Origin of the sequence: Thalassotalea sp. Y01, assembly GCF_012932945.1 — a bacterium.
Classification (GTDB): domain Bacteria; phylum Pseudomonadota; class Gammaproteobacteria; order Enterobacterales; family Alteromonadaceae; genus Thalassotalea_A.
In genome coordinates this window covers 175,059-197,713 of the sequence record NZ_JABBXG010000001.1, presented here as the reverse complement: position 1 = coordinate 197,713, position 22,655 = coordinate 175,059, and the positions used below count along the sequence as shown (strand labels likewise).

Annotated in this window: 23 protein-coding genes; 12 read left to right on the top strand and 11 right to left on the bottom strand. The window is 41.9% G+C overall.

Features of this window, described 5'->3' with window-relative positions; all coding sequences use genetic code 11:
- Positions 1 to 109: 109 nt before the first annotated feature.
- From HII16_RS00735 to rpsT, 3 genes are all read right to left on the bottom strand, one after another.
- The gene (locus HII16_RS00735) at positions 110 to 730 is read right to left on the bottom strand and encodes a PEP-CTERM sorting domain-containing protein (protein WP_169126556.1); all 621 of its coding nucleotides are present in this window, start codon (positions 728 to 730) and stop codon (positions 110 to 112) included.
- Positions 731 to 1,145: 415 nt separating this feature from the next.
- Entirely contained in the window at positions 1,146 to 1,754 is a 609-nt protein-coding gene (locus HII16_RS00730) for a PEP-CTERM sorting domain-containing protein (protein ID WP_169126554.1), read from the bottom strand.
- A gap of 309 nt (positions 1,755 to 2,063) precedes the next feature.
- A complete protein-coding gene (rpsT, locus tag HII16_RS00725) occupies positions 2,064 to 2,324 on the bottom strand; it encodes a 30S ribosomal protein S20 (protein WP_135437685.1) in 261 nt (86 codons plus the stop codon).
- Between the two features lie 240 nt (positions 2,325 to 2,564).
- On the opposite strand from rpsT, the gene murJ reads away from it, so the two are divergent.
- The 7 genes from murJ (at position 2,565) to HII16_RS00690 (ending at position 11,084) form a co-directional block, all read left to right on the top strand.
- The gene (gene murJ / locus HII16_RS00720; RefSeq protein ID WP_169126552.1) at positions 2,565 to 4,130 is read left to right on the top strand and encodes a murein biosynthesis integral membrane protein MurJ; all 1,566 of its coding nucleotides are present in this window, start codon (positions 2,565 to 2,567) and stop codon (positions 4,128 to 4,130) included.
- 258 nt (positions 4,131 to 4,388) lie between these two features.
- On the top strand, positions 4,389 to 5,318 hold the full coding sequence (gene ribF, locus HII16_RS00715) for a bifunctional riboflavin kinase/FAD synthetase (RefSeq protein WP_169126550.1): 930 nt from the start codon (positions 4,389 to 4,391) through the stop codon (positions 5,316 to 5,318).
- A gap of 51 nt (positions 5,319 to 5,369) precedes the next feature.
- A complete protein-coding gene (gene ileS / locus HII16_RS00710) occupies positions 5,370 to 8,189 on the top strand; it encodes an isoleucine--tRNA ligase (RefSeq protein WP_169126548.1) in 2,820 nt (939 codons plus the stop codon).
- A gap of 25 nt (positions 8,190 to 8,214) precedes the next feature.
- Positions 8,215 to 8,733 carry a signal peptidase II gene (lspA, locus tag HII16_RS00705; RefSeq protein ID WP_169126546.1) on the top strand — a complete coding sequence of 173 codons (519 nt, stop codon included), beginning with the start codon at positions 8,215 to 8,217 and terminating at the stop codon, positions 8,731 to 8,733.
- A 5-nt stretch (positions 8,734 to 8,738) separates the two neighbouring features.
- Complete coding sequence (fkpB, locus tag HII16_RS00700) at positions 8,739 to 9,173, top strand: FKBP-type peptidyl-prolyl cis-trans isomerase (protein WP_135437680.1); 435 nt, start codon at positions 8,739 to 8,741, stop codon at positions 9,171 to 9,173.
- Between the two features lie 14 nt (positions 9,174 to 9,187).
- Positions 9,188 to 10,117, top strand: a complete 930-nt coding sequence (gene ispH / locus HII16_RS00695; RefSeq protein WP_169126544.1) for a 4-hydroxy-3-methylbut-2-enyl diphosphate reductase — start codon at positions 9,188 to 9,190, stop codon at positions 10,115 to 10,117.
- Positions 10,118 to 10,487: 370 nt separating this feature from the next.
- The gene (locus HII16_RS00690; protein ID WP_169127250.1) at positions 10,488 to 11,084 is read left to right on the top strand and encodes a GspH/FimT family pseudopilin; all 597 of its coding nucleotides are present in this window, start codon (positions 10,488 to 10,490) and stop codon (positions 11,082 to 11,084) included.
- A 54-nt stretch (positions 11,085 to 11,138) separates the two neighbouring features.
- Here HII16_RS00690 and HII16_RS00685 read toward each other — a convergent pair whose 3' ends face one another.
- The 4 genes from HII16_RS00685 to pilV form a co-directional block, all read right to left on the bottom strand.
- A complete protein-coding gene (locus HII16_RS00685) occupies positions 11,139 to 11,582 on the bottom strand; it encodes a type IV pilin protein (protein ID WP_169126542.1) in 444 nt (147 codons plus the stop codon).
- A 69-nt stretch (positions 11,583 to 11,651) separates the two neighbouring features.
- Positions 11,652 to 12,146 carry a hypothetical protein gene (locus HII16_RS00680; protein WP_169126540.1) on the bottom strand — a complete coding sequence of 165 codons (495 nt, stop codon included), beginning with the start codon at positions 12,144 to 12,146 and terminating at the stop codon, positions 11,652 to 11,654.
- Between the two features lie 72 nt (positions 12,147 to 12,218).
- Entirely contained in the window at positions 12,219 to 13,121 is a 903-nt protein-coding gene (locus tag HII16_RS00675) for a PilW family protein (RefSeq protein ID WP_169126538.1), read from the bottom strand.
- Positions 13,111 to 13,662: a type IV pilus modification protein PilV gene (gene pilV, locus HII16_RS00670; RefSeq protein WP_282434711.1), complete on the bottom strand. Its 552-nt coding sequence runs from the start codon at positions 13,660 to 13,662 to the stop codon at positions 13,111 to 13,113. The genes HII16_RS00675 and pilV overlap by 11 nt, the downstream gene beginning before the upstream one ends.
- A 390-nt stretch (positions 13,663 to 14,052) precedes the next feature.
- On the opposite strand from pilV, the gene HII16_RS00665 reads away from it, so the two are divergent.
- The 5 genes from HII16_RS00665 to HII16_RS00645 are packed head-to-tail and all read left to right on the top strand — an operon-like array spanning position 14,053 to position 19,108.
- Positions 14,053 to 14,571, top strand: a complete 519-nt coding sequence (locus HII16_RS00665) for a GspH/FimT family protein (protein ID WP_348981370.1) — start codon at positions 14,053 to 14,055, stop codon at positions 14,569 to 14,571.
- A complete protein-coding gene (locus HII16_RS00660) occupies positions 14,571 to 15,344 on the top strand; it encodes a hypothetical protein (protein ID WP_169126532.1) in 774 nt (257 codons plus the stop codon). Before HII16_RS00665 ends, HII16_RS00660 begins: the two co-directional genes overlap by 1 nt.
- Complete coding sequence (locus tag HII16_RS00655; protein WP_169126530.1) at positions 15,344 to 16,558, top strand: PilX N-terminal domain-containing pilus assembly protein; 1,215 nt, start codon at positions 15,344 to 15,346, stop codon at positions 16,556 to 16,558. Before HII16_RS00660 ends, HII16_RS00655 begins: the two co-directional genes overlap by 1 nt.
- A gap of 9 nt (positions 16,559 to 16,567) precedes the next feature.
- A complete protein-coding gene (locus HII16_RS00650) occupies positions 16,568 to 18,682 on the top strand; it encodes a prepilin-type N-terminal cleavage/methylation domain-containing protein (RefSeq protein WP_169126528.1) in 2,115 nt (704 codons plus the stop codon).
- Positions 18,683 to 18,691: 9 nt separating this feature from the next.
- Complete coding sequence (locus tag HII16_RS00645) at positions 18,692 to 19,108, top strand: type IV pilin protein (RefSeq protein WP_169127249.1); 417 nt, start codon at positions 18,692 to 18,694, stop codon at positions 19,106 to 19,108.
- A gap of 270 nt (positions 19,109 to 19,378) precedes the next feature.
- Here the strand turns inward: HII16_RS00645 and HII16_RS00640 are convergent, their stop codons facing one another.
- From HII16_RS00640 to HII16_RS00625, 4 genes are read right to left on the bottom strand one after another with little or no spacing between them, the layout of a single operon-like run.
- The gene (locus HII16_RS00640) at positions 19,379 to 20,566 is read right to left on the bottom strand and encodes an ATP-binding protein (RefSeq protein ID WP_169126526.1); all 1,188 of its coding nucleotides are present in this window, start codon (positions 20,564 to 20,566) and stop codon (positions 19,379 to 19,381) included.
- A 7-nt stretch (positions 20,567 to 20,573) separates the two neighbouring features.
- A complete protein-coding gene (locus tag HII16_RS00635; RefSeq protein ID WP_135437668.1) occupies positions 20,574 to 21,308 on the bottom strand; it encodes a response regulator transcription factor in 735 nt (244 codons plus the stop codon).
- The gene (locus HII16_RS00630) at positions 21,308 to 21,694 is read right to left on the bottom strand and encodes a DUF3019 domain-containing protein (RefSeq protein ID WP_169126524.1); all 387 of its coding nucleotides are present in this window, start codon (positions 21,692 to 21,694) and stop codon (positions 21,308 to 21,310) included. Before HII16_RS00630 ends, HII16_RS00635 begins: the two co-directional genes overlap by 1 nt.
- Positions 21,695 to 21,707: 13 nt before the next feature.
- Entirely contained in the window at positions 21,708 to 22,538 is an 831-nt protein-coding gene (locus tag HII16_RS00625) for a MipA/OmpV family protein (protein WP_169126522.1), read from the bottom strand.
- Between the last annotated feature and the right edge of the window lie 117 nt (positions 22,539 to 22,655).

Genomic DNA, 22,655 nt, shown 5'->3' with positions numbered 1-22,655 from the left:
ACAGGTAAACTGTTCTCCTTTTTTATCTATTAACTAGTTGGTCAGGGCTAGTTGAAGATGTGTTGAGTTCGCTGTTGTCGCTCAGCGAACTATGACTGATTAACTAAGCTTAAGCTCTGCGTCTTGCAAATCGTAACCCTAATAGACCGCTTGCTAGTATAAGCAGTGAAGTTGGCTCAGGCACTTCTGATGGAGGATTTGTTCCATCACAATTACTTGGTAGGCCTTTAGTCGCGCTTACTTCATCTTCGTCACACATGCGAGCGTAGAATGATATATGTGATACGTCCATCATTTGTTGGCCGTCTCCATCTTTTGAGAATGGAGTATCCCAAGTGAAAATGTAATCACCAGACTCTTCATCAAACGCGGCGCCAAAATCAAGCCAGTAGCCAACGTAAACATCAGGCGTTGCACCGCCACCACCTTTTAATACAACCATGATGTCGTAGCCATCCATAGGATCAAAGGTAAATGTACCTGATTGACCTTTACCTGAGCTGCTCTCATCTTTATATAAAAACTCCCAGTCAGTATAGCCAAACATTTCATCAATATTGACTTGCAGTGGATTTAGCTTGTCATTGTTGGTTGAACCCATGTCACAGGCGTGGTTTTGATCAACACCTACATACAATTCATCACACGGAGACATGTATTCTGCATTCGCTCCAAACGAGGAGACTGCAAGAATTAACACGGCACCTATTAGACTTTTTCCTTTCCACATAACCTTGCCTCTTTGGTTTTATTGTTAACTGAATAATTGAGTTGAATCTAGCAATATGCATACCGACATTTTTTTTACTATGTATTTCAATGCTTTATTGTGGTTTTTTGGTTGCTGGATCGGTGGGAGCTTGATTCGAGTGTAAAAAAGCCTGTCAGTATTAGAACTCCAGCTAAAGCCATCTTATTGAAAGGTAACAACTTTACCTTAAAGTCATGGTTTTAAGCCTGAATTTATCAATATTCTGACGGTTCTGTTGATGTTACAGGCTATGTTTATAAAGGCATGGAGGGGATGATAGAACAATACCTAGTATAGAAACCTGCAAACCAAAAAGAGAACAGTTTTGCTGTTCTCTTTTTAATTCGCCGTTCAGGTTTAGACCTGAACGGCTTTAGCGTTTAATTTAAAGTTTTTAAACTCTTTTTCTCGCGAAACGTAAACCCAGTAATCCGCTAGCTAAAATCAGTAACGAGGTAGGCTCTGGTACTTCTGACGGCGGGTTGGTACCGTCACAGTTGCTTGGCAGGCCATCGGTGGTCGATGCTTCGTCACACAAGCGAGCGTAAAAACTAACGTGTGAAACATCTTGAATTGGTCCATTAGGGCCAACAAATGGTGAATCCCAAGTGAAAATGTAGCTGTCAGATTCTGCATCATACGCTGATTCAAAATCTAACCAGTAGCCAACATAGACATCTGGGTTGGCTGCTGCCCCACCTTTCAATACAACCATGATGTCGTAGCCATCCATAGGGTCAAAGGTAAACGTACCTGATTGCCCTTGACCAGTGCTACTTTCATCTTTAGAGAGGAATTCCCAATCATCATAACCGAACATCATGTCTACATTGACTTGAATCGGATTGAGTTTGTCATTGTTGATGGTTCCCATGTCACAGGCATAACTTTGCTCAACACCGATATACATTTCATCACAAGGCTCCATGTAACTGGCCTTGGTGGCGAATGAGGAGAGCATGAGCAGCAATATAGCACCAATCAGATTCTTTCCTTTATACATAAGATTTCCTCTTGAATTTTGTCTTAAGCCGTTAATTTATAGAACTCGCTCTAAAGGCTGCAATATCCATTCCGAAATAATTTTTACTCACCTTATTAGTGACTTGACGTCGACACAGGTACGAAAACAAAAGACAAAGTAGTGATTTGTAAAAAATACTGACACCAGTTTAGGCCAGATGGAAACAGGGATGGCGGACTTTTTTACAGCTTTTAAGGCGCTTTTGGGAAGCTTTTAAGGAGGCATTTTTAAGGCAAAAAAATACCGCCTAAAGGCGGTATTTCTAAAAAAACTTTAGCAAAAACTCAATTAAAGAGCTTTGATTTTTGCATTTAAACGACTCTTAACACGAGACGCTTTGTTTTTGTGGATTAAACCTTTACTTGCGTAACGGTCTAAAATTGGTGTAGCAGCTACCATTTCTTGTGTAGCAACTTCTTTGTTACCAGCTTCAATTGCAGCGATAACTTTCTTCACGTAAGTACGCATCATTGAGCGACGTGAAGCATTGTGTTGGCGACGCTTCTCTGATTGGACAGCGCGCTTCTTAGCAGACTTAGAGTTAGCCAAGGTGAACTCCTAAAATTTAAATAATATAGCCATAATTTAAGGCTGCGAAATATGCCTGTTTTTTCCGCCAATGTCAAACGTTTTAACTAAATAAAATCGATTAACTGATGATTAGGATGAAATAGCGGTTTTAACCCAGCCCGTCAAAGGATATGATACTAACATAATTGGCCCTTGAACCGAAACTTTACCGGTCTTGGTAACCAAATTAGTAATAAAAATAACAAAGGAGCAGCAATTTTGGCTAAGCGTTTGCTTAAATCTGGCCTAGTAGTCAGTTTTATGACCCTCATATCAAGAGTGCTGGGTTTGGTCAGAGATATCGTTATTGCTGACAAAATCGGTACCAGTGCAGGTGCCGACGTATTCTTTTTTGCAAACAAAATTCCAAACTTCTTACGTCGATTATTTGCTGAAGGCGCATTTGCACAAGCTTTTGTGCCGGTATTGTCTGAATATCAGCACCAAGATCAAGTCAATGGCACACACGAAAGCAGAGAGCTGATAGCCAAAGTCAGCGGTACATTAGGCATCATTGTCTCGGTTGTCACCTTGTTTGGCATGATAGCCTCGCCTGTGGTGGTTGGCTTATTTGGTTTTGGCTGGTTTCTCGATTGGCTTAATGATGGCCCTAACGCCGCCAAGTTTGACTTAGCATCAAGTTTGTTAACCATTACCTTTCCTTATTTATGGTTTATTGCCTTAACCGCGCTGGCAGGTTCCGTGCTTAATACCTTGGGTAAATTCGCCGCAGCGGCGTTTACGCCTGTGCTACTCAATGTGTGCATTATATTGGCGGCGATATTTCTCTCCAGTCAATTTGAAGAGCCCGCTTATGCCTTAGCCTGGGGAGTATTTCTTGGTGGTTTTAGTCAATTTTTGTTTCAGCTGCCGTTTTTGTATCGCGCAGGTGTGTTAGTTAAACCGTCATGGGGGTGGCGCCATCCTGGTGTTCGCAAAATTCGCAAGCTTATTGTCCCTGCTTTGTTTGGCGTATCAGTCACACAAATTAATTTATTACTTGATACCTTGATTGCCAGTTTCCTTATTACCGGTTCGATCAGTTGGCTTTACTATGCAGACCGTTTATTAGAGTTTCCGCTTGGTCTGTTCGGTATTGCCATTGCTACCATCATTTTACCGAGTTTATCGAGATTACATGCCAGCAAAGATTCTGGCCAATTTGCCGATACCATTGGCTGGGCATTAAAGGTGGTGAGTTTATTAGGCTGGCCAGCGATGGCGGGTTTGGTTGTATTAGCGCAACCAGTGATTATGGTGCTATTTATGCGCGGTGAGTTCTCGCAGCAAGACGTGTTGCATGTATCTTATGCGTTATTCGCCTACATGAGCGGTTTGATAAGCTTTATGTTCATCAAAATCCTCGCTCCAGGGTATTACGCGCGCCAAGATACCAAGACTCCTGTGATAATAGGTGTTAAAGCGATGGCGGCTAATATGGCGTTCAATTTAATGCTGGCACCGGTATTTGGCTATGTCGGGCTAGCGATTGCGACGGCTTTATCCGCAACATTGAATGCAACCTTGTTATATAGAGGCTTAGCGGCGAAAGGTATTTATCATATCGACCGAGCAACGATAACCATCATCGTCAAATTAGTCATCAGTGCAGCCATTATGGCGTTGGCGCTTATGTGGTTATCGCCGGAACTTGCCCTATGGATTGATATGGCATTGTGGCAAAAGGTCAGCAACTTAATTGGCCTTATCCTGTGCGGCGCAGTTATCTATTTTGCAGCCGCGGCCATGCTGGGTCTTAGGCCGCGCCATTTTATTGGTAAATAATATGGCAATGATTCGAATTACTGCGAAGTAACAAGCATATAGACAATAATTTGTTGTCAAATTAGCCCAAAGAGCCACTTTACTGATGCCGCTTTTTCGTTAAACGAAAAAAAAACTCTAAAAATTTTGCAAACTTGCGTTTAGGTGCTGATTATTGCGCCACACTGATATATAATTCGCCGGTTATTACTGGCGTATTTATATTGTCTTTTAAAAGGCAGTATCTTCGCTATCACTGAGGTACAGGTTTTTACGTTAATGCAACTGGTTAGAGGCATCCACAATATTCGAGACGCGCACAATGGCTGCGTGCTAACTATTGGTAACTTTGATGGTGTGCATTTAGGACATCAGCGAGTTGTTGAAGCGCTGGTTGAAAAAGCCCAACAGTCGAATTTGATCCCCGCCGTAATGGTGTTTGAACCACAACCTCAAGAATTATTTAACCCGCAAATGGCACCGGCAAGGTTAAGCCGTTTGCGCGATAAATATTCGTTGTTGGCGGAACTTGGCGTGAAGCGCTTAATTTGTGTTAATTTCAATCACAAGTTTGCAGCACAGTCAGCAGAACAGTTCGTCGAAGATTTATTGGTACGCAAACTTGGTGTAAAACACCTAATCATCGGTGATGATTTTCGGTTTGGTAAGAACCGCTTAGGTGATTTTGCCATGTTGCAACGAGAAGGTACTAAATACGGTTTTGACGTAACCGATACCGCCAGTTTTAAAGTACATCAATGTCGTATTTCCAGCACCGAAATACGCAAAGCGTTACAACAAAACGACTTAGCAGAAGCACAAGTGATGCTAGGGCGAAAGTACAGTATCCGTGGCCGCGTGGTTCACGGTGATAAACAAGGCCGAAATTTAGGGTTTCCAACCGCAAATGTCTTGTTAAAGCGCTGCGTATCACCGGTCAGTGGTGTTTATGTGGTGCAGACCAATATAGCTGGTCAGTCGTATAATGGTGTCGCTAATATAGGTTCGAGACCAACAGTAAGAGGCATCCGACAACAGTTGGAAGTCCATATTTTTGATTTTAAAGGTAATTTGTACGGTAAACAGATAGAAGTTGTGTTACTGAAAAAGTTACGAGAAGAGCAACGATTTGCCTCTCTAACGGATTTGACCGCACAAATTGCCATAGATGCAGAACAAGCACGCCAATTTTGCCAACAGCAAGGTTAATCTTGGCATTACATGCAAGCGAATAGTTAATAGCTACGGATAATTATTTCAATGAGTGATTACAAACATACCTTAAATTTACCCGATACCGAGTTTCCGATGCGCGGTAATTTACCGCAACGTGAACCAAAAATGCTGCAAGCATGGGCGGAACAAGATCTATACGGTCAAATTCGAGCCGCCAAAAAAGGTAAAAAGTCATTTATTCTTCATGACGGCCCTCCGTATGCTAACGGTAATATTCACTTAGGGCATGCCGTAAACAAAATTCTTAAAGACGTTATTGTTAAAGCGAAAACCTTGTCTGATTTTGACTCACCATACGTTCCTGGCTGGGATTGTCATGGTCTACCAATTGAATTGGTTGTTGAGAAAAAGTGGGGCAAGCCAGGTAAAAAACTTAATTCGGCGGAGTTTCGTCAAAAATGTCGCGACTATGCGATGACCCAAGTAAATGGTCAACGTGAAGACTTTAAACGTCTAGGTATATTTGGTGATTGGGATAACCCATACCTGACCATGGACTTTAAAACTGAAGCCAATATCATTCGCGCATTGGGTAAAATTACTGAAAACGGTCATTTGCATCAAGGTTTTAAACCGGTGCACTGGTGTACAGATTGTGGTTCAGCACTAGCCGAAGCGGAAGTTGAATACAAAGACAAAGTATCACCGGCTATTGACGTTAAATTCAACGCCGACGACAGCGTGGCGGACTTATTTGATCACCCAGAAGATCATCGTGGTGAAGGCCAAATTGGTATTGTAATTTGGACAACGACGCCGTGGACGCTACCAGCAAATCGCGCGGTGTCTGTACACCCTGAATTGCAATACACCTTGGTACAAGTAGAAACAGAGCAAGGCCCATTGCGTCTCATTTTGGCCACAGATCTTGTTAAAGACTGCATGGACCGTTTTGGCGTAGAAAAATATCACGCATTAGGTTTTTGTAAAGGTAGTGCGCTTGAAAACGTTCGAGTTCAACACCCATTTTATGATTTCACTGTACCAGTGATTTTAGGCGACCACGTTACCACTGATTCCGGTACAGGTTGTGTACATACCGCACCGGGTCATGGTGTAGATGATTTTAACGTTGGTCGTAAATATGACCTAGAAGTGGCTAACCCTGTTGGTGCTAATGGTGTGTATTTACCGGATACCGAGTTATTTGGTGGTCAGCACGTATTCAAAGCTAATAATAATGTCGTTGAAACCCTAAAAGAAAAGGGCGCTTTGCTGCATCATCATGCTTATGAGCATTCTTACCCACATTGCTGGCGCCATAAAACGCCAATTATCTTCCGTGCGACACCACAATGGTTTATCAGCATGGATCAAAATAATTTGCGTAGTGATTCATTAAAAGAAATTAGCAAAACCAAATGGATCCCAGACTGGGGCGAAAGCCGAATCGAAAAAATGGTTGAAGGTCGACCAGATTGGTGTATTTCACGCCAACGTACTTGGGGGGTGCCAATTGCTTTGTTCGTTCATAAAGACACCGGTGCATTGCACCCTGATTCAATCGCCTTGATTGAAGAAGTCGCGAAAAAAGTTGAACAAGGCGGCATTCAAGCGTGGTTTGATATGGAACCAGCCGAATTACTCGGCGAAGGTTCGGATGAGTATGTAAAAGTACCTGATACCTTGGATGTTTGGTTCGATTCAGGTGTTTCGCACTACTCAGTTGTTTCGGCTCGTGAAGAGTTCGACAAGCGTGCTGATCTGTATCTAGAAGGTAGCGATCAACACCGTGGTTGGTTTATGTCATCAATGATGTCATCGGTGGCAATGACTGGTCAGGCACCATACAGTGAAGTGCTAACTCACGGTTTTACCGTCGATGTTAACGGTCATAAGATGTCTAAATCGCTTGGTAATGTTGTCACGCCAAGTGAAATTACCAATAAAATGGGAGCAGATATTTTACGTCTTTGGGTCGCGTCAGTGAACTATACCCAAGAAATCACCGTGTCGAATGAAATTTTTAAGCGTCAAGCTGACGCGTATCGCCGTATTCGTAACACGTCGCGTTTCTTATTAGCCAATATGAATGGTTTTGAGCCAAATCAGCATATGGTTGCCGTTGAAGATATGGTTGCCTTGGATCGTTGGGTTGTCGCTAAAGCAGCAAGCTTGCAACAAGAGATTGTTGACGCTTATGACAACTATGAGTTCCATGCGGTTGTGCAAAAGTTAATGAATTTTTGTACCACAGAGCTGGGTGGTTTTTATCTGGACATTATCAAAGATAGACAATATACCGCTAAAGAAGACTCGCATGCGCGTCGTTCGTGTCAATCGGCATTATTCTTAATTGCAGAAGCAATGGTTCGTTGGATGGCACCAATCACCTCGTTCACTGCACAAGAGATTTGGTCGGCATTGCCAGGTGAGCGTGATGAGTATGTATTTACCGGTGTTTGGTTCGATGGTTTACAAGAGCAAGCACAAGACGCTGAACTAAACGATGCATTCTGGACACAAGTATTGGCTGTTCGTACCGAGGTCAACAAAGCGTTAGAGCAAGCGCGTCGCGACGAAGTTGTTGGGGCGACCTTACAAGCGGACGTAACCTTATACGCATCGCAAGAGTTGGCGGCTAAATTACAAAAACTTGAGACAGAGTTACGTTTTGTGTTGATTACCTCTGCCGCAAACGTGGTTGTTGGTGAAGCGCCAGAAGGTGCCTTTGTGAGCGAAGTTGCTGGTTTGTCAGTTGTTGTCAAAGCATCAAGTGGCAGCAAATGTGAGCGTTGTTGGCACTATACCGACGATGTTGGTAGCAATGAACAACACGCTGATTTGTGTGGTCGTTGTATCACCAACATTGAAGGTGAAGGCGAAACACGTCAATTTGCCTAAGACATGGCAATAGAGAAGTAGGCTTATGTCAAACGTATTTAAAGAAACAGGATTGCGCTGGCTTTGGTTGGCGCTGATAATGCTGATTGTTGATCAAGCATCGAAGCAATTGGTTGTCGCAACCATGGATTACCGTCAAAGTATCGCGGTAATGCCATTGTTCAACTTAACCTATGTACACAACCCAGGCGCTGCATTTAGCTTTTTGGCTGATCAAGGCGGCTGGCAGCGTTGGTTTTTTACGGCGATAGCCGCCGTGATGAGCATATTGCTGATTTTCTGGATGAGTAAAACACCCAAACACCAAAAGATGATCGCCATTGCGTTTGCGTTGATCTTAAGTGGTGCGCTAGGTAACCTTATCGATCGCGTTATGTACGGTTACGTTATCGACTTTCTCGATTTCTATATCGGCAATAGGCATTGGCCGGCATTTAATATTGCCGATTCGGCGATTTTTGTCGGTGCCGCATTGATGATCATTGATGCTTTTAAAAATGACGATAAGTCAAAATCCGAGTCCAAGACTCAATCTCAAGAGTAGTAATAATGAGTGATAAAATCGTTGCTGAAAATTCAAGTTTATTGATGCACATTACCATGAAGTTATCAGATGGTTCTGCAGCCGATAGCACCAAGGTTAATAATAAACCTGCCCGAGTAAATTTGGGAGACAGCAGTATCTCTCCAGCGTTCGAACAACAATTGTTGGGGCTTCAAGCTGGTGATTCTAAAGAATTCACCTTGGCGGCAATAGATGCTTTTGGTGAAGTGAACCCTGAGAATATTCATTACGTTGATAGACAAAAGTTTACCGCTGAGACACTGCCTGAAGTTGGTGCTATTATGACCTTTACCGCTCCTGGTGGTGAAATTCCAGGTGTGATTCGCGAAGTCAATGATTTAGCGGTAACCGTCGACTTTAATCATCCGTTGGCTGGGCAAGAAATAACCTTTGCTGTTGATGTAGTCGAAGTATTATAAGAAAAGGACAAGTTATGGAAATCATTCTGGCAAATCCTCGTGGCTTTTGCGCCGGTGTGGATAGAGCAATCAGTATTGTTGATCGTGCGCTGGATATATTCGGTGCGCCAATTTATGTAAGACATGAAGTGGTTCACAATAAATTTGTGGTTAATGGCCTTAAAGATCGTGGTGCCATTTTCGTTGATGAATTGCACGAAGTCCCAGATGATAATACCGTTATCTTTTCCGCTCATGGCGTGTCTAAAAAAGTACGCCAAGAAGCCAAAGACCGTGGCTTGAAAGTGTTTGATGCAACTTGTCCTTTGGTGACTAAAGTGCATATGGAAGTGACCCGCGCGTCGCGTAAAAATCACGAATGTGTGCTTATAGGTCATGCGGGTCACCCAGAAGTGGAAGGCACTATGGGGCAATATGAGTCGCAATCCGGTGGTATCTACCTAGTCGAATCGGTTGCCGATGTCGACAGCCTACAAGTGAAAAATGCTGATGTACTGTTTTACTGCTCGCAAACCACGCTGTCTGTCGATGACACAGCTGAAGTTGTTGATGCGCTAAGAGCAAAATTCCCTCACATCGAAGGCCCAAGAAAAGACGATATTTGTTATGCAACACAAAACCGTCAAGATGCGGTTCGCTCGATTGCCGCTAAAGTAGAATTACTATTGGTTGTTGGTGCGAAAAACAGCTCTAATTCAAACCGATTGCGAGAACTAGCAGAGAAAATGGGTACCACCGCTTACTTGATTGATGGAGCATCGGATATCAACGAAGAATGGCTAACCCAAGCTGATTCAATTGGTGTTACCGCAGGTGCCTCGGCGCCTGAAATTTTGGTTGCGCAAGTTGTGCAACAACTAAAAGCAATGGGCGGTAAAGTGGTTACGGAAAACCCTGGTCGTGAAGAAACCACAGTATTTGCGGTACCAGCCGAGCTAAGATAATGAGCTTTGTAAATAAGTCTCGAAAGCCCGCGATTGCGGGCTTTTTTGTATCTAAGAGATTGCCAATATCAGTTAAGTTAAGATTTTGGTTTGAGTTTAAATTGGCACTTTTTCTGGCGTGCTAAGAGTGCCATTTTTTATCTATAATGTGTGTTACTGATAATCTTATTGCTTAAAATATTGTCGCAACGGCGCGACATAAGCGCTTTGTTATGTGCTTTACTTTACGCTGTACTTGGCGCTTTATTTTACGCTGTACTTTATGCTCTACCTTACACGTCTAATAGACGTTCTATCTTAAAGCTAAAACGATTATCTTGTTTTAAATTAGGCAGGAAGCCTATCCACACTAAATGAAAAGGATTTTCATATGATACCTAGCAACAGGATATCAACACGCTTGCCATCTTATGCGATAAACGGCGTTACCTTAATCGAGTTGATTGTGGCAATCAGTATCATTGCCATTTTATCGACTGTCGCCTTACCAAGTATTAAGCCGCTTATTTTACAAAAGCGTATGATGATTGAAGTTAATAAATGGCAGCAAGGGTTTGCCTTTGCGCGTCAAGCAGCGATTCGCTCGGCAAACGTTGTCACGTTATGCCCATCTAGCGATGGATTGCGCTGCACTGATAACTGGCAGCAAGGGGCTATGGTATTTGCTGACCTTGATGGTGATAAGAGCAAATCAACTGATGAGACCGTGCTTTACCGAATTGGTGCTAGCAAGAAGGGCTTCATAGCAACTTGGCGATCTTTTCAAAATCGCAACTACATACAATTTCAACATAACGGTTTTACCTGGTATCAAAATGGCACACTCAGATTATGTATCGAGGGTGAAAATCAACGCTATAATCGAGCGCTTATCGTCACCAGAGCAGGGCGAGTTCGAGCATCGCAAGATAACGATGGTGATGGCTTACATGATGATGCATCTGGCGAGTCGATACAGTGTCATTAATTCTCATTAACTTTGATTTGGATAATCTAAACGTCACTAGCGTTGCTTAACACGTTATAGGCAGGCATTGTTATGCTCGCCTGACTGAGTAAAGGCTTGCAGAAATTGCTGATGGTCGATACGGAACGTAAAGCACTCGCTATCTTTTTGCTGTGTGTCATGCGCGGTTGCGGTGATCATAAAGCGTTCTGTTATGCCTGTATGATGTGATGTGGTGGCAATCGTTAAACGATAGTTTTGTTGCTGTGACAGTGTTGTATCTGGCCACTGTTGATGAGCTAAAGACACGAGGTTGTCGCTGTATGTTAAATACTTAGTGAAGTGCTGTTGTTGAGCGATGGCCAAAGCTAATAAGCTGGCTTTCGCATCTTCGCGGTTAACCTTCAATAACCATTGCTGATAATTAGTTATCGCAACGGTTGATAGAATGACGATAATTACTAAAGTCATCATCAGTTCAATCAAGGTAACCCCTCTAGGTTTCATACTTTTTGTCATAAGTGTTTTTCATAGATATTTTCATAGGTTTTTCCATTCGCTTTGTTCATGCACTTTTATTTATAGCTTTCATTGCTGCCGGTTAGCGCTCTGTGAACTGTTAACGTCAATACGAACAAGATGCTGTTGTCGGTACGGTGCAGAGTCTTGGGAACTCGTTCGCGTAAACAGGTGAAAGACATGATAATTAGCCGACAAAGTTAACGAGGCATTAGCGGGCATTTGCCCTAAATAAGCAATTTTATACATACTGTGGTTGCCTAATTGTTTTGCGTCTTGCCAGTTAATGTCACTAAGTTTCAAACGGGTGTCGTATCCATGGTAGTAGTCATGGCTGAGAGTTAAATCATCACCTCGAGTTATTTTGTCGCGCAGTTCTTTTTTCGCTAGTGATATCGTCTGATGGCGATAATTTTTGCTTAACTGATGCATCTGAAAAAGAGTTATCTGTGATGACTGATTTAATACTTGCTTAAAAATCGCATTGGCGATGAGCATAATGATGATCAATATTATCAGCACGCTAAACAGCAGAGCTCCGTTTTGCTTATGTTTTAAGTTCATTGCTTGCCTTTGCCTTATCTATAACAGTCTGCATTGTGTCTTGTCTTATTATTTATTGCCTTAATGATTCCATTATTGGCTAATGAAAAAGCTTTGCCGAAACTGACGGCGGTGATAGTTATCGCTTACTTGATAATTAATATCACCAAGGCGATAGATATTATTGTCAATATGTTGGCTATCCGGGCACTTGCTTCGTACCAATAAATCGACCGTAACATGCATCACATTACGCCAGTTCGCGACGTTATTTGGCGACACGATTTGGTCGACAATATTATCGTCATTGTTATCTAAGCCAAGGGTGATTTGCATGTGCTCAACACCGGTAAGTAATTCTTCTTTTATTGGAAAACCGCGATGAGATGTTTGCCAATATAGGGCGGGTACAGGTTGCTCGTTACATTGAATTTGACTGTTGCCGATATAAAAACTGTGACTAAAAGTTTGATGTTGACTGGCATTACTTAGCTGATTGGTTGTATCTGAACGATCTCGACCAAAGTAAAGCCTTGACTGAGCAATATTGGTTTTAAGGTAAAGTTGATTCGGGTCAAATGCCGTGGCTAGCTCATGCTTTATGCCACGTAACGTCAATATGTCACCTCTGAGGTAGTCATCTTCAGCTACACATAAATAGTCACTGGGCGCGTCATTGGTGGCAAACACACTTTGTTGGATAGCTCTAGCCCAATCTTGTGAATCAGCATGGCAGCTATTGGTAACTGTCGAGATAAAGGCGCTACCTGAGAGTTGGCTCATCTCAACTAGTGATTGCCAATAGCTAACTTCTTTTAAATCTTGCTCAAGTAAGGTGAAGCTAAAACGTGCAGTGTCATTTATGACACCAAGGGTTGACTGATAGTTAAATTGTTTGTTGACTGATGCCAATGTTGCCATGGTTATCGACAATATAAATATACCAAGCGCCATAGATATCATTAACTCGACTAAGCTAAAGCCCTTAATATTCATAATCTAGGCTCAGGCAGTAGTAATTGTTGGTTTTACTAGGGCACTCTGCATATTTTTCGATTTGGCCGAGTTCAGACCAGTATAGGCTAGCTGTGGCTTTATTCGAGGTCACGTTAAGCTTGCTTGCGCCATTTGGCAATTGATGCAATTGTTGCTGCCAGTTGGCAAGTTGATACTTAGCGACTATGTCAGGCTCACAGTGACTAATGTTGCAATCTACTAACGAGCCGGCAGCGGCCACTGAAGAGCTGAGAGAAGCTGCAGATGTTAACTGATGAGCGTAGTTATTTATCGCATCGTCATTGCTGCTGAGAAGGCTAATTAGGTCGTTTAATAGATATTGTGCCTGTATTTGCCGGGTATTATTGTGGCTTGCGCTGGTCGCATGCAAGACAACATTTGCTAAATAGAGCATAACGAATGTCAGCAGTAGCATGGCCACTAACACCTCAAGCAAAGTACTGCCTTGGTTTTTGTTTCTGTTCTCGTATTTGCTGAAATTTCGTCTCTTAAAAAACGTAGTCTGGCTTGTTGGTTGCATTTATTAACATCCATGTTGATAACATACGTTATAAGCATAGCGTTATTTTTACAGCGTATCGCTAGGATTAACGTGCCATAGCAGCTAGAGTAAAGTGTTTTCTGGACAAATATTAATCACTTAGCAAGACTAAAATGTTGTTATTATCTAGTAGTAATTTAAATTTAATGTTAGATTAGTGAATAGGAAGTAAAAGGCTTTGTCGATCAGGATGCGTCACAAAGCGACACACTAATTTTAACAAAAAAGCTGTTTTATAGGATATTCAAGCGATACAAGGGAAGCGCTTCTGCAGGATGTTAGCTGCAGTTGGGGTATTGGATAATGAAAAGAATAAAAGGCATAACTCTATTAGAAATCTTAATCACTATACTCATCCTGAGTATATTGGTGAGTGCGGCCGGCCCTAGTTTTGTAGACTCCTTTAAAAAAGGTAAGTTGGTTAGCGCCGCTGAACAGATGTATTCTTTCCTGCAACAAGCTCGTTCTGAGTCTATCGCGCGCTCCGAAGAAGTTCACTTTACCGTTGGCAATATGACCTCCGCATCATGGTCTTATGGTATGAAAGTAGGAGCATCTTGTGATCCTAGTAAAACATCGAACACCGATCCACTTGCCTGTGTATTAACCATAGATGATGGTGACGGCTCCTATAGCGCCGCTAATGATGATGTGCTGTTTCGAGTTGACGGCAGTGAGCATGATGAACTTAGCATTAGAATGTACTACCAAAGTGGTACCGTCACCACGAGTCTGGTCTTTGATCCCACTAGAGGCACTGTTGACGCAGGCCGAAATTTTATGTTTTTTGATGCTTCAAATAACTCAATCGTGGTGCGTGTTAACAGGTTGGGTGTTGTCAAAATTTGTTCTGATGATTATGCGGAGTACAGTGCATGCGACCTTTAATGAAGCATAACGGCTTTACCTTAGTTGAGTTATTGCTTTCCATGGTATTTGGCTTAATTGTCCTTGCTGGTGTTACGACCATATATGTTTCAGTAGTTGGCAGTAGTGGAAGTACCTTGAAAGAGTCGAAGCTCAGCACACAATTGATGACTATCATGAGTGTGATGACCAATGATATACGCCGCGCGGGTTATTGGGGCACATTTACAGAAACACCTTCATCTAATCCATTTAGTGTCCCTAATGATAGCGCTTTAGCTGTGTTTAATTCAATTTCAGCCAATACCGTAATTGCTGAAAATAGCAATGTTGATGGTGAGTGTATCGTATTTGCTTATGATGCTGATAATGACGGTGAGCTTGATTCAGACAGCGAATTTTTTGGTTACCGCCTCAATGGCAGCGTCATCGAAATGCGCACACCTGGTACAGTAGCAAACGCTGATAGCTGTAGTGAAAGTGATGGTGATTGGCAAGAAATAAGTGATGCAGAGTTATACCGTGTTACCCGTCTTAGTTTTAACCCGCAAAATTCAGAGTGTGTAAATACACGTGAACCTGATGAAATAGATAACGATGGTGCCAATGGCATCGACGATACTGCGGAAATAGATTGCTACGCGCAAATACCAACGGTTGGCAGCGGCGATACCACGGTTGAGACTAGAGAAATCATCATCACCCTCGCAGCAATACTAAATTCAGACAGTGAAGTGACATATACGATTCAACAATCAGTTAAAGTTCGCAATGACATGGTGAGGATTCGATAATGAAACAATTAACGCTTCGCCGTAAACAGCAAGGTTTGGCCGTACTTGCTATTTCCATCATTTTATTGATTCTAATCACTTTAATCAGTTTGTATTTAGCTCGCAGTGTTATCTTTGAACAACAGCTGGTTAATAATGATATGCGCTCGAAACGAGCATTTGAAGCCGCAGAAGGCGGTCTGGCTTTAGCACTTGAATATTATGCTGATGGCTTAGATCAAGATGACGATGGCAATATTGATCCGGTATTCGATTCTGACGGAGATGGCATCGGTGACTCTGCTACTGGTACCATTGGTACATCGCCTGTACAAATTAGTGTCAATGAAATTAGTGCCTCAGATGTGATATCAATCGAAGTGATCTCACAAGGTTGGAGTGAAGATGAGTCTGCCTCCAGAACCATCACTGTCACCTTGCAAGCATTAGACCCTATTCCAAATATGCCAGACAACCCACTCAGTACCCGTGGTAATTTAGATATAAACGGTTCTGCATCAGTACATAATCCAGAAGGACATAGTTCGATTTGGAGTGGTGGTGATATTGATATTGGTTCGAATAACGCCACCGCAACGTTTATTGCCGACCCAAGTGATGTGAATTATCCCGCTTGTATGGATGTGCCTCGCGCCTGTAGCGAAATTCAAACATCAAATAAAGAAACCGTTGGTTTGGATATTCTTGAGCATGACTCTGATTTGGCCAACTTGACGCCTGAAGAAATGTTTGAAAACTTTTTCGGCATGTCACCCCTTCAATATAAAGAACGTGTCGCGACCGTGGTTATTGATCCGGCCTCACCAGGGGATGCAAAAGGCTGTGATGCCAATACTTATGCTGATTGCGTTGAAGGTGCTCGAAATGAAGTGATTTGGTATGAAGGCGATCTCAATATCAATGGCGGTACCGTAGGCTGTAAATCTGTTGTTTCAGGGGGCAATGTGTGCCCAAGTTCTGATGAAGCGCCAAGCATTCTTATCGTTAATGGTGATGTCTCTATGTCCGGTACTCCGCACTTTTACGGTGTGGTTTTTATCATGGATACTACTGAAGTGTCGGCAAATGCGACGTTTCATGGTGCCGTTGTCACCGGCGGTGGCTTTAATACCACCAGTGGTAGTTTAGATATTCATTACAATACGGACCTATTAAAAAACACTAGGTTGAATACAATTCCGACTGTTGCAGCAGGAAGTTGGAGAGATTTTTAGGGAGTTATTATGAATAAATATCGTAATTTCGGATTTGGTCTTATCGAAGTTCTTGTTGCGTTAGCAATTATGGCTGTTGGCCTTTTGGCGGTAGCGTCATTTCAAACCTCACTTATTGGTGGTAGTGCTGAAAACAAAGCTAAAGCGGAAGCCATGGCGATTGCCCAACAACGCCTCGAACAAATGCGTAATATCAGTAATGATGCATTTACTGCGGCTGAATTTGAAACCTTATATACGGCAACTGATGGTTACAGTAATGACACAAAAGTAGTAGGTTCAAACACCTCGTTTTTACGTCAAGAAAACATCACTGATAATGCTAAAGCCAAAGAAATTTCGGTTATGGTCAGCTGGGAAACCAGTGACGGTGTATCGGAATCTGTCGAATTAGTCACAAGTCTCGGTTTTGAGTCACCGGTTATCAGTGGCGAAATAGATAACAGTGACGATGATGAATTTTATGTGCGTTCAGCAACCGGTAGAGCCGAGCTAGGCGAAGGTCAGGTTACCGATGACGATAGAAGTCGAATGGTCATGAATGATGATTTAACTGGCTTGGTTAACCGAGAAGACGGTGATCTACGTTTAACATCCGGTGACGACATAGTATTAACGCTAAAAGATGCCTGTCAGATTGATGATGAAGTCATCGATTACGATGTTGGCGAGTGTACTGGTTTTGTTGAAATTTCTGGGCATGTTTATATTGATACGGCAACACAAAATCAATTATCCATCGGTGAGGTATACGTCAAAGCTTCTGATGCTGCGTTTTGTCAACGTTACTACGTTGATGATACTGGTCAAACTGTGCAAGTAACGGCGGACAGCACAGAAGCATTAACTACTGCTAATGGTGATTACAGTTACTATCAATATACTTGTTATCTTGGCGGTGGTTGGCATGGCAATATTGGTATTATTCTTGGTAGCGGTATTAGCCAATCTGACAAGGTTTGTGTTGGTGATCCTACATCAGCAGATGCATTCGATAGACCGCAAATCGCTACCCGTCGTGTATATCGAGGTATGGCGTTTGAGATTGACGACACTAAAACCACTCAAGATGATGACGGTGATGACGTATATTCTCCTATTGTCGATGATAATGGTGATACCATTTATTATTCAGTGGGCGTAAAAGATGCCTTGATATTGCCAAACCCAGATGCAGAGCCGGCCGAGGCGCCACATGATTTCGTTGTTAATAAAATGCAACCAGGTGATAGTGATGGTGAGTTGTGCGTCAATGACGGTATTATGGTGCGTACGGATGCTAACGTCGATGGTATTACTGGCGGCTTATTTGTTGGCAATCCAGACGATTTTTACTGTTTAAATAATATGGGCTCGGCTTATATTGATGATACCAAACTCGAAGCGTTTGGTTATTCAGTAAATAGTAATTGCCCGTTTGATCCAAGTGACCCACCATCACAGAAACATCAGATTACTGGTAGCATTAAAATTGGTGTAGTTGGTGATGATGTCCCGCCATTTACGGTAAATACCTCTGATGGACCATTAAATTGTACTGCTGATGCACCGGTATTTGCTGGCTTAATTGAAAGTATATTTAACATCTATACCATTGATTATCGTTGTGATGTTTACGATTGGGCTGAAGCAAGCGATTTAGAAAATGGTTGGTCGGGTTATATTCAGGTAAACCCTGATTTATCGCAGATGACCTGTTCCGATTTAAGGCAATATCATGATGTGATCAAAGCCGATCACACAGCGACAGAGCAATTTGTTTGTAAAATGGGCCAAGTATTTAACGTTGTTGGTGACATTACACAAGGCTCTGGCGGTAAGTCTTTAGCAGGTGTGACGATTAGCGACGCTAATGGCGTTTGTTTAATTAATGCCGAGAAAACAGAGTTTGAATGTTCGTCTGATACTATAGATGACGGTGATACATGGACAGGTAGCATTTATTTTCAAAGTGACAGTAACTTGGATGTCTGTTTGTCAGTAAATGATATTGAACTGGTCGGTAAATATACCAAAGTCGACGGTGTTCCGTTAAGCCACATAGAATTTACCGCGGTGTCACCAGGTACGTTCAGCGTAAGCGCAACATTGCAAAATATTAGAAATGGCGACAGCTGTCCTTAGGAGTAAATAATGAGAGCTAAAGGTTTTACATTAATTGAATTAATGATTGTTGTTGCCATTGTCGGCATTATTGCCGGCATTGCTTACCCGTCTTTTGCTGATTCGATGATGAAGTCAAGACGTACTGATGCGAAGACCGCTATGTATGAAATAGCGATTCAACAAAAGAAACTTCGCGGTAATTGCGCAACTTACGGTTCGAGTTTTGGCTCTGTGAATAACTGTACAGCTAAAACGGTAAGAGGCAGTGCGACAACCGACAATGGCTATTATCAATTATCATTGGGCAGTGTAACTGGCAACGCATATGTTATTACTGCAACAGCTCAAGGGGTACAAACCAAAGACACGGGTTGTACTTCAATGACGTTAACATTTAGCGCCTCTAATCCTAAAGGGTTAAAAGCACCAAGCGCTTGTTGGTAAAGCATAGTCAATCGATACCTAGATGTATCTAAAAGTAAAAGGCCAGAAATGAATTCTGGCCTTTTTTGTTGCTGATTAAAACAGTAGGTTATTTGTGCTTGAACCACTTTCAACGCTGTGCTGATAAGTCTATAGGTGAATTCATGTATCGTCTTGAGATACGCTTAACTGCCAGCATAGGGTAAAGTCAATATGTTAGAGTCATTCACGTTAAAAGTGTACTATGCTGCTGTCTGAGAGCTCTTGCGAAACTGAATGCAAAACTAGTGGTTAATCTTTATCTATGGGCCAAGTAAAGCTGACTTTAGCACCATTTAAGCTATTTGATTGGGTGAATTGGATATCGCCTTGATACCAAGCGGCAATCATCTTAACAATCGAAAGCCCTAGGCCATAGCCATCGACTTTTGGATTGCCTTGATAAAACGGTTTATCAAGCTGTTGGGTTTGTTCAAAGCCGCCACCATCGTCGCTGACACTGATGGTAAATTGATCGTTGACCTGGCTAAAGCGTATCTCAACTTGTTCATTGGCGTGTTTTAAGGCGTTGGTGATCAGGTTTTGCATTAAGCGTTTAAAAGTTTTGGTTTCGACCGGAGCGGTGACATTATTGTCCATGTCGACAACGATATTAATGCGTGACGCTTTTTGTAATTTATTGACTAAATCTTCGATTGGAGCGTAGACATTTTGCTTAACTAAAACAATGTCTTTCGAGTCGAATTCCAGCTTGGTAATTTGCAAAAACTCTTCAGTGAGATCTTCAATTTCTTGCAAGTCTTCTTCAATAGATAGCAATTCATCAAGGCTAGGCTCGTGCTTTAAGCTGGCTATCGAAAACCCAGTACGAGCCAGAGGTGTACGTATTTCATGACCAACCATACGTGATAGATTTTTTTGTAAATCGATTAATTGCTCAATGCGTTCAGCCATTTGATTGATGGTATTGGCAGCAGGGTAGGCAATTGAAGTAGGCTTTAAATGCAAGTGTTGCCATTTGGCATTTTTGGAGAACGCCATAACTGAGGTCGATAATTTACGTAAATCGACAAAAGCAGGTCGAAACCAAAATAAGATGATTAAACCACAGCCAGCATAAAATAATGTTGTCACTAACTGGTGACTGCCTTGGCCCTGATCGTCGTCAACAATCGGCCCTAAAATTAATACCGCATTATTGTGTAGTTTGTAGTAATAGGCATTATCTTGTTCATCATCAACACGAATGATTTCACCGCTTTTTAACGGCTCAAGCATATCCGTTGGCAATGAAATGGTGTTTAACGGCACCATGGTAAAGATATCGCCTTTACGTTCAATAGACGAGTGATAAAAATCATCGACGGATATCACCGTCTCACTTGGTTCAACGGACTCCCATACTAATTGGAGACTTAGCGCCAAAATAATCAGCGACGCCACCAAAAATAGCGTGAGACGCAGAAACTGCTTGTTCATTTAATTGTTAATCTTCCTGATTAGTAAGCACGTAACCTTTACCCCATAAGGTATTAATTTGGTAAGGGTTACCATTTATGGTGTTAAACTTTTTACGCAGTTTACTTACATAGACATCAACACTTCGATCAAAGCCATCATATTCACGATTCATGACGATCTTGCTGATCACATCCCTGGTCACTTTATAATTAAAATTGCGTGCAAATAGGTAGAGTATTTTAAACTCTTGTTGGGTTAGGTTGAGTAGTGTATCAGCCACTTTAACTTGCTGTGTTGCTGGAGTTAAGTGCAGCTCAGGTAGGGTGATAGGTGTCTCATCGTCACTTTGCGTTGAAGAAGGCGATTCATCTTTTGCTTTAAACAGTTTTAATTTGCGAATGGCGGTTCGAACACGGGCTAGCAATACATCTGGCACAAAAGGTTTGACGATAAAATCATCTGCGCCCATTTCTAAGCCCTCAATTTGACAATCTGAGTCAGTAAAAGCAGTGATAAAGATAAATGCACCATCGAACTTATCGCGCCATTGGTTGCATATATCAAAACCAGACATGTCCGGCAGGTCGATATCACACAATATCACATCAAAAGCATTAACTTTTGCATCAACACCCAACAAAGAGCCACCGTTAAGCCATTCAACTTCATAATCATGTTGCTCTAAAAATCGCTTTATCTTTAGACCAAGTTTGTGATCATCTTCTATCAGAAGTATTTTTTGTAATTCATATTCTTGCATTATAACAATCGCCAAGGAAGTTTGCGGCGTTTCGCCGATGTTTTACCTAAGTATAATAGACTGAATTTGAAGGTCGAAAGCTCCGTTAAGGTGGCCATTTCTACCAATTTAAAATTCAATGTTTCTGCCGTCTCTACCGGGTAAACAAATGAGCCTTGTTTACTATTTTGCTGACAGTGGACGATGTTATTATTTTTAAGAATGCAGATGTTTTGTGCGTCGGGTAATTGCCATTGTAGGGTGAGTTCGGTGTTACAACTCTCTCCTTTATTTTTAACAATGCATTTGTTTGGCATAACGCTAAACACAGTCTTATCTGCCTGAGCAAGGCTCGGCATAGACATTAACAAAGCTAATAAGGCAAGTACTTTGACGCTGTATTTCATAGTATTACAGGGTTTACCAATTCGTTAACCAACTTATTCCAATGAAACCGCTCTGTAATTCCTTTTTATCGGTCGCTTGCGAGCTAATGATTTTGCTCGACAAACGTTCATACTTGAAATTCGCCACCAAATATAAACCATCCGATAGCTCATAGGCGGCATCAATTCGAGAATAATAATTGATATTGTCACCATCTAATGGCGAACCGTAGTAATACTCTAATACTTGATCCGATTTGTAGAGTGCGCCAACTTCTGCGGATAATTTAAAATCTGTACCTTTGTTAAACAGCACTCGCTGCCAAGACACTTCCGCTTCTTCGCCATGGTGAACATTGGAAATATCGGAGAACACACCAAAGGTGATGATGTTTTTATCGTAATAATGCTTAACTTCAACGCCACCTAAATAACTTAAATGGGCATTGGTCGAAGGGTGGTTAAATGGCGGTAGCATCGGGTCAACAAAACCAACAATGTCGTTATCCATGTGATAATACAAGCCATCAAAGTTATGTCTTGTCACCAGATCAACGATGGTGGTGGAAGTCTCATCGGCGTCGATGTAAAGGTTTAAACCCATCTTGGTATTTTCTATAAAAAACAAATCTTTATAGTAAAAAGTCCAAGTTGGAAGAAAATAAAACTCTACATCTTCTTTGAAATTTAATGGCGATTCAAAGTGATATTTACCAGCGGAAAATTTGATCGCGAAAAATGTGTCATCAGCGCCTTGTGATGACTGTTCGGTTGCTTGCGGTTTTTGTTGCTCTGCAAATGCTGAAAATGCCATAACAGAGCAAAAAGCACTAACTAGTGCTGCTTTTATGATACGGGCTGTCATATGATTGTTTAATTGTCTTCATCCCAAATGGAAATCATCAATATGCATATCAAGTAAGCAAAACTTGCTCACCAGGGCATATTGATATCGAACTATTTCACTTTAATAGTTTGCTAT

Bases quoted from the DNA above. Each gene is read 5' to 3' on its own strand.
- HII16_RS00735 (WP_169126556.1), bottom strand. From the start codon at position 730: ATGTGGAAAGGAAAAAGTCTAATAGGTGCCGTGTTAATTCTTGCAGTC.
- HII16_RS00730 (WP_169126554.1), bottom strand. From the start codon at position 1,754: ATGTATAAAGGAAAGAATCTGATTGGTGCTATATTGCTGCTCATGCTC.
- ribF (WP_169126550.1), top strand. From the start codon at position 4,389: ATGCAACTGGTTAGAGGCATCCACAATATTCGAGACGCGCACAATGGC.
- ileS (WP_169126548.1), top strand. From the start codon at position 5,370: ATGAGTGATTACAAACATACCTTAAATTTACCCGATACCGAGTTTCCG.
- lspA (WP_169126546.1), top strand. From the start codon at position 8,215: ATGTCAAACGTATTTAAAGAAACAGGATTGCGCTGGCTTTGGTTGGCG.
- fkpB (WP_135437680.1), top strand. From the start codon at position 8,739: ATGAGTGATAAAATCGTTGCTGAAAATTCAAGTTTATTGATGCACATT.
- ispH (WP_169126544.1), top strand. From the start codon at position 9,188: ATGGAAATCATTCTGGCAAATCCTCGTGGCTTTTGCGCCGGTGTGGAT.
- HII16_RS00690 (WP_169127250.1), top strand. From the start codon at position 10,488: ATGATACCTAGCAACAGGATATCAACACGCTTGCCATCTTATGCGATA.
- HII16_RS00685 (WP_169126542.1), bottom strand. From the start codon at position 11,582: ATGACAAAAAGTATGAAACCTAGAGGGGTTACCTTGATTGAACTGATG.
- HII16_RS00680 (WP_169126540.1), bottom strand. From the start codon at position 12,146: ATGAACTTAAAACATAAGCAAAACGGAGCTCTGCTGTTTAGCGTGCTG.
- HII16_RS00675 (WP_169126538.1), bottom strand. From the start codon at position 13,121: ATGAATATTAAGGGCTTTAGCTTAGTCGAGTTAATGATATCTATGGCG.
- pilV (WP_282434711.1), bottom strand. From the start codon at position 13,662: ATGCAACCAACAAGCCAGACTACGTTTTTTAAGAGACGAAATTTCAGC.
- HII16_RS00660 (WP_169126532.1), top strand. From the start codon at position 14,571: ATGAAGCATAACGGCTTTACCTTAGTTGAGTTATTGCTTTCCATGGTA.
- HII16_RS00655 (WP_169126530.1), top strand. From the start codon at position 15,344: ATGAAACAATTAACGCTTCGCCGTAAACAGCAAGGTTTGGCCGTACTT.
- HII16_RS00650 (WP_169126528.1), top strand. From the start codon at position 16,568: ATGAATAAATATCGTAATTTCGGATTTGGTCTTATCGAAGTTCTTGTT.
- HII16_RS00645 (WP_169127249.1), top strand. From the start codon at position 18,692: ATGAGAGCTAAAGGTTTTACATTAATTGAATTAATGATTGTTGTTGCC.
- HII16_RS00640 (WP_169126526.1), bottom strand. From the start codon at position 20,566: ATGAACAAGCAGTTTCTGCGTCTCACGCTATTTTTGGTGGCGTCGCTG.
- HII16_RS00635 (WP_135437668.1), bottom strand. From the start codon at position 21,308: ATGCAAGAATATGAATTACAAAAAATACTTCTGATAGAAGATGATCAC.
- HII16_RS00630 (WP_169126524.1), bottom strand. From the start codon at position 21,694: ATGAAATACAGCGTCAAAGTACTTGCCTTATTAGCTTTGTTAATGTCT.
- HII16_RS00625 (WP_169126522.1), bottom strand. From the start codon at position 22,538: ATGACAGCCCGTATCATAAAAGCAGCACTAGTTAGTGCTTTTTGCTCT.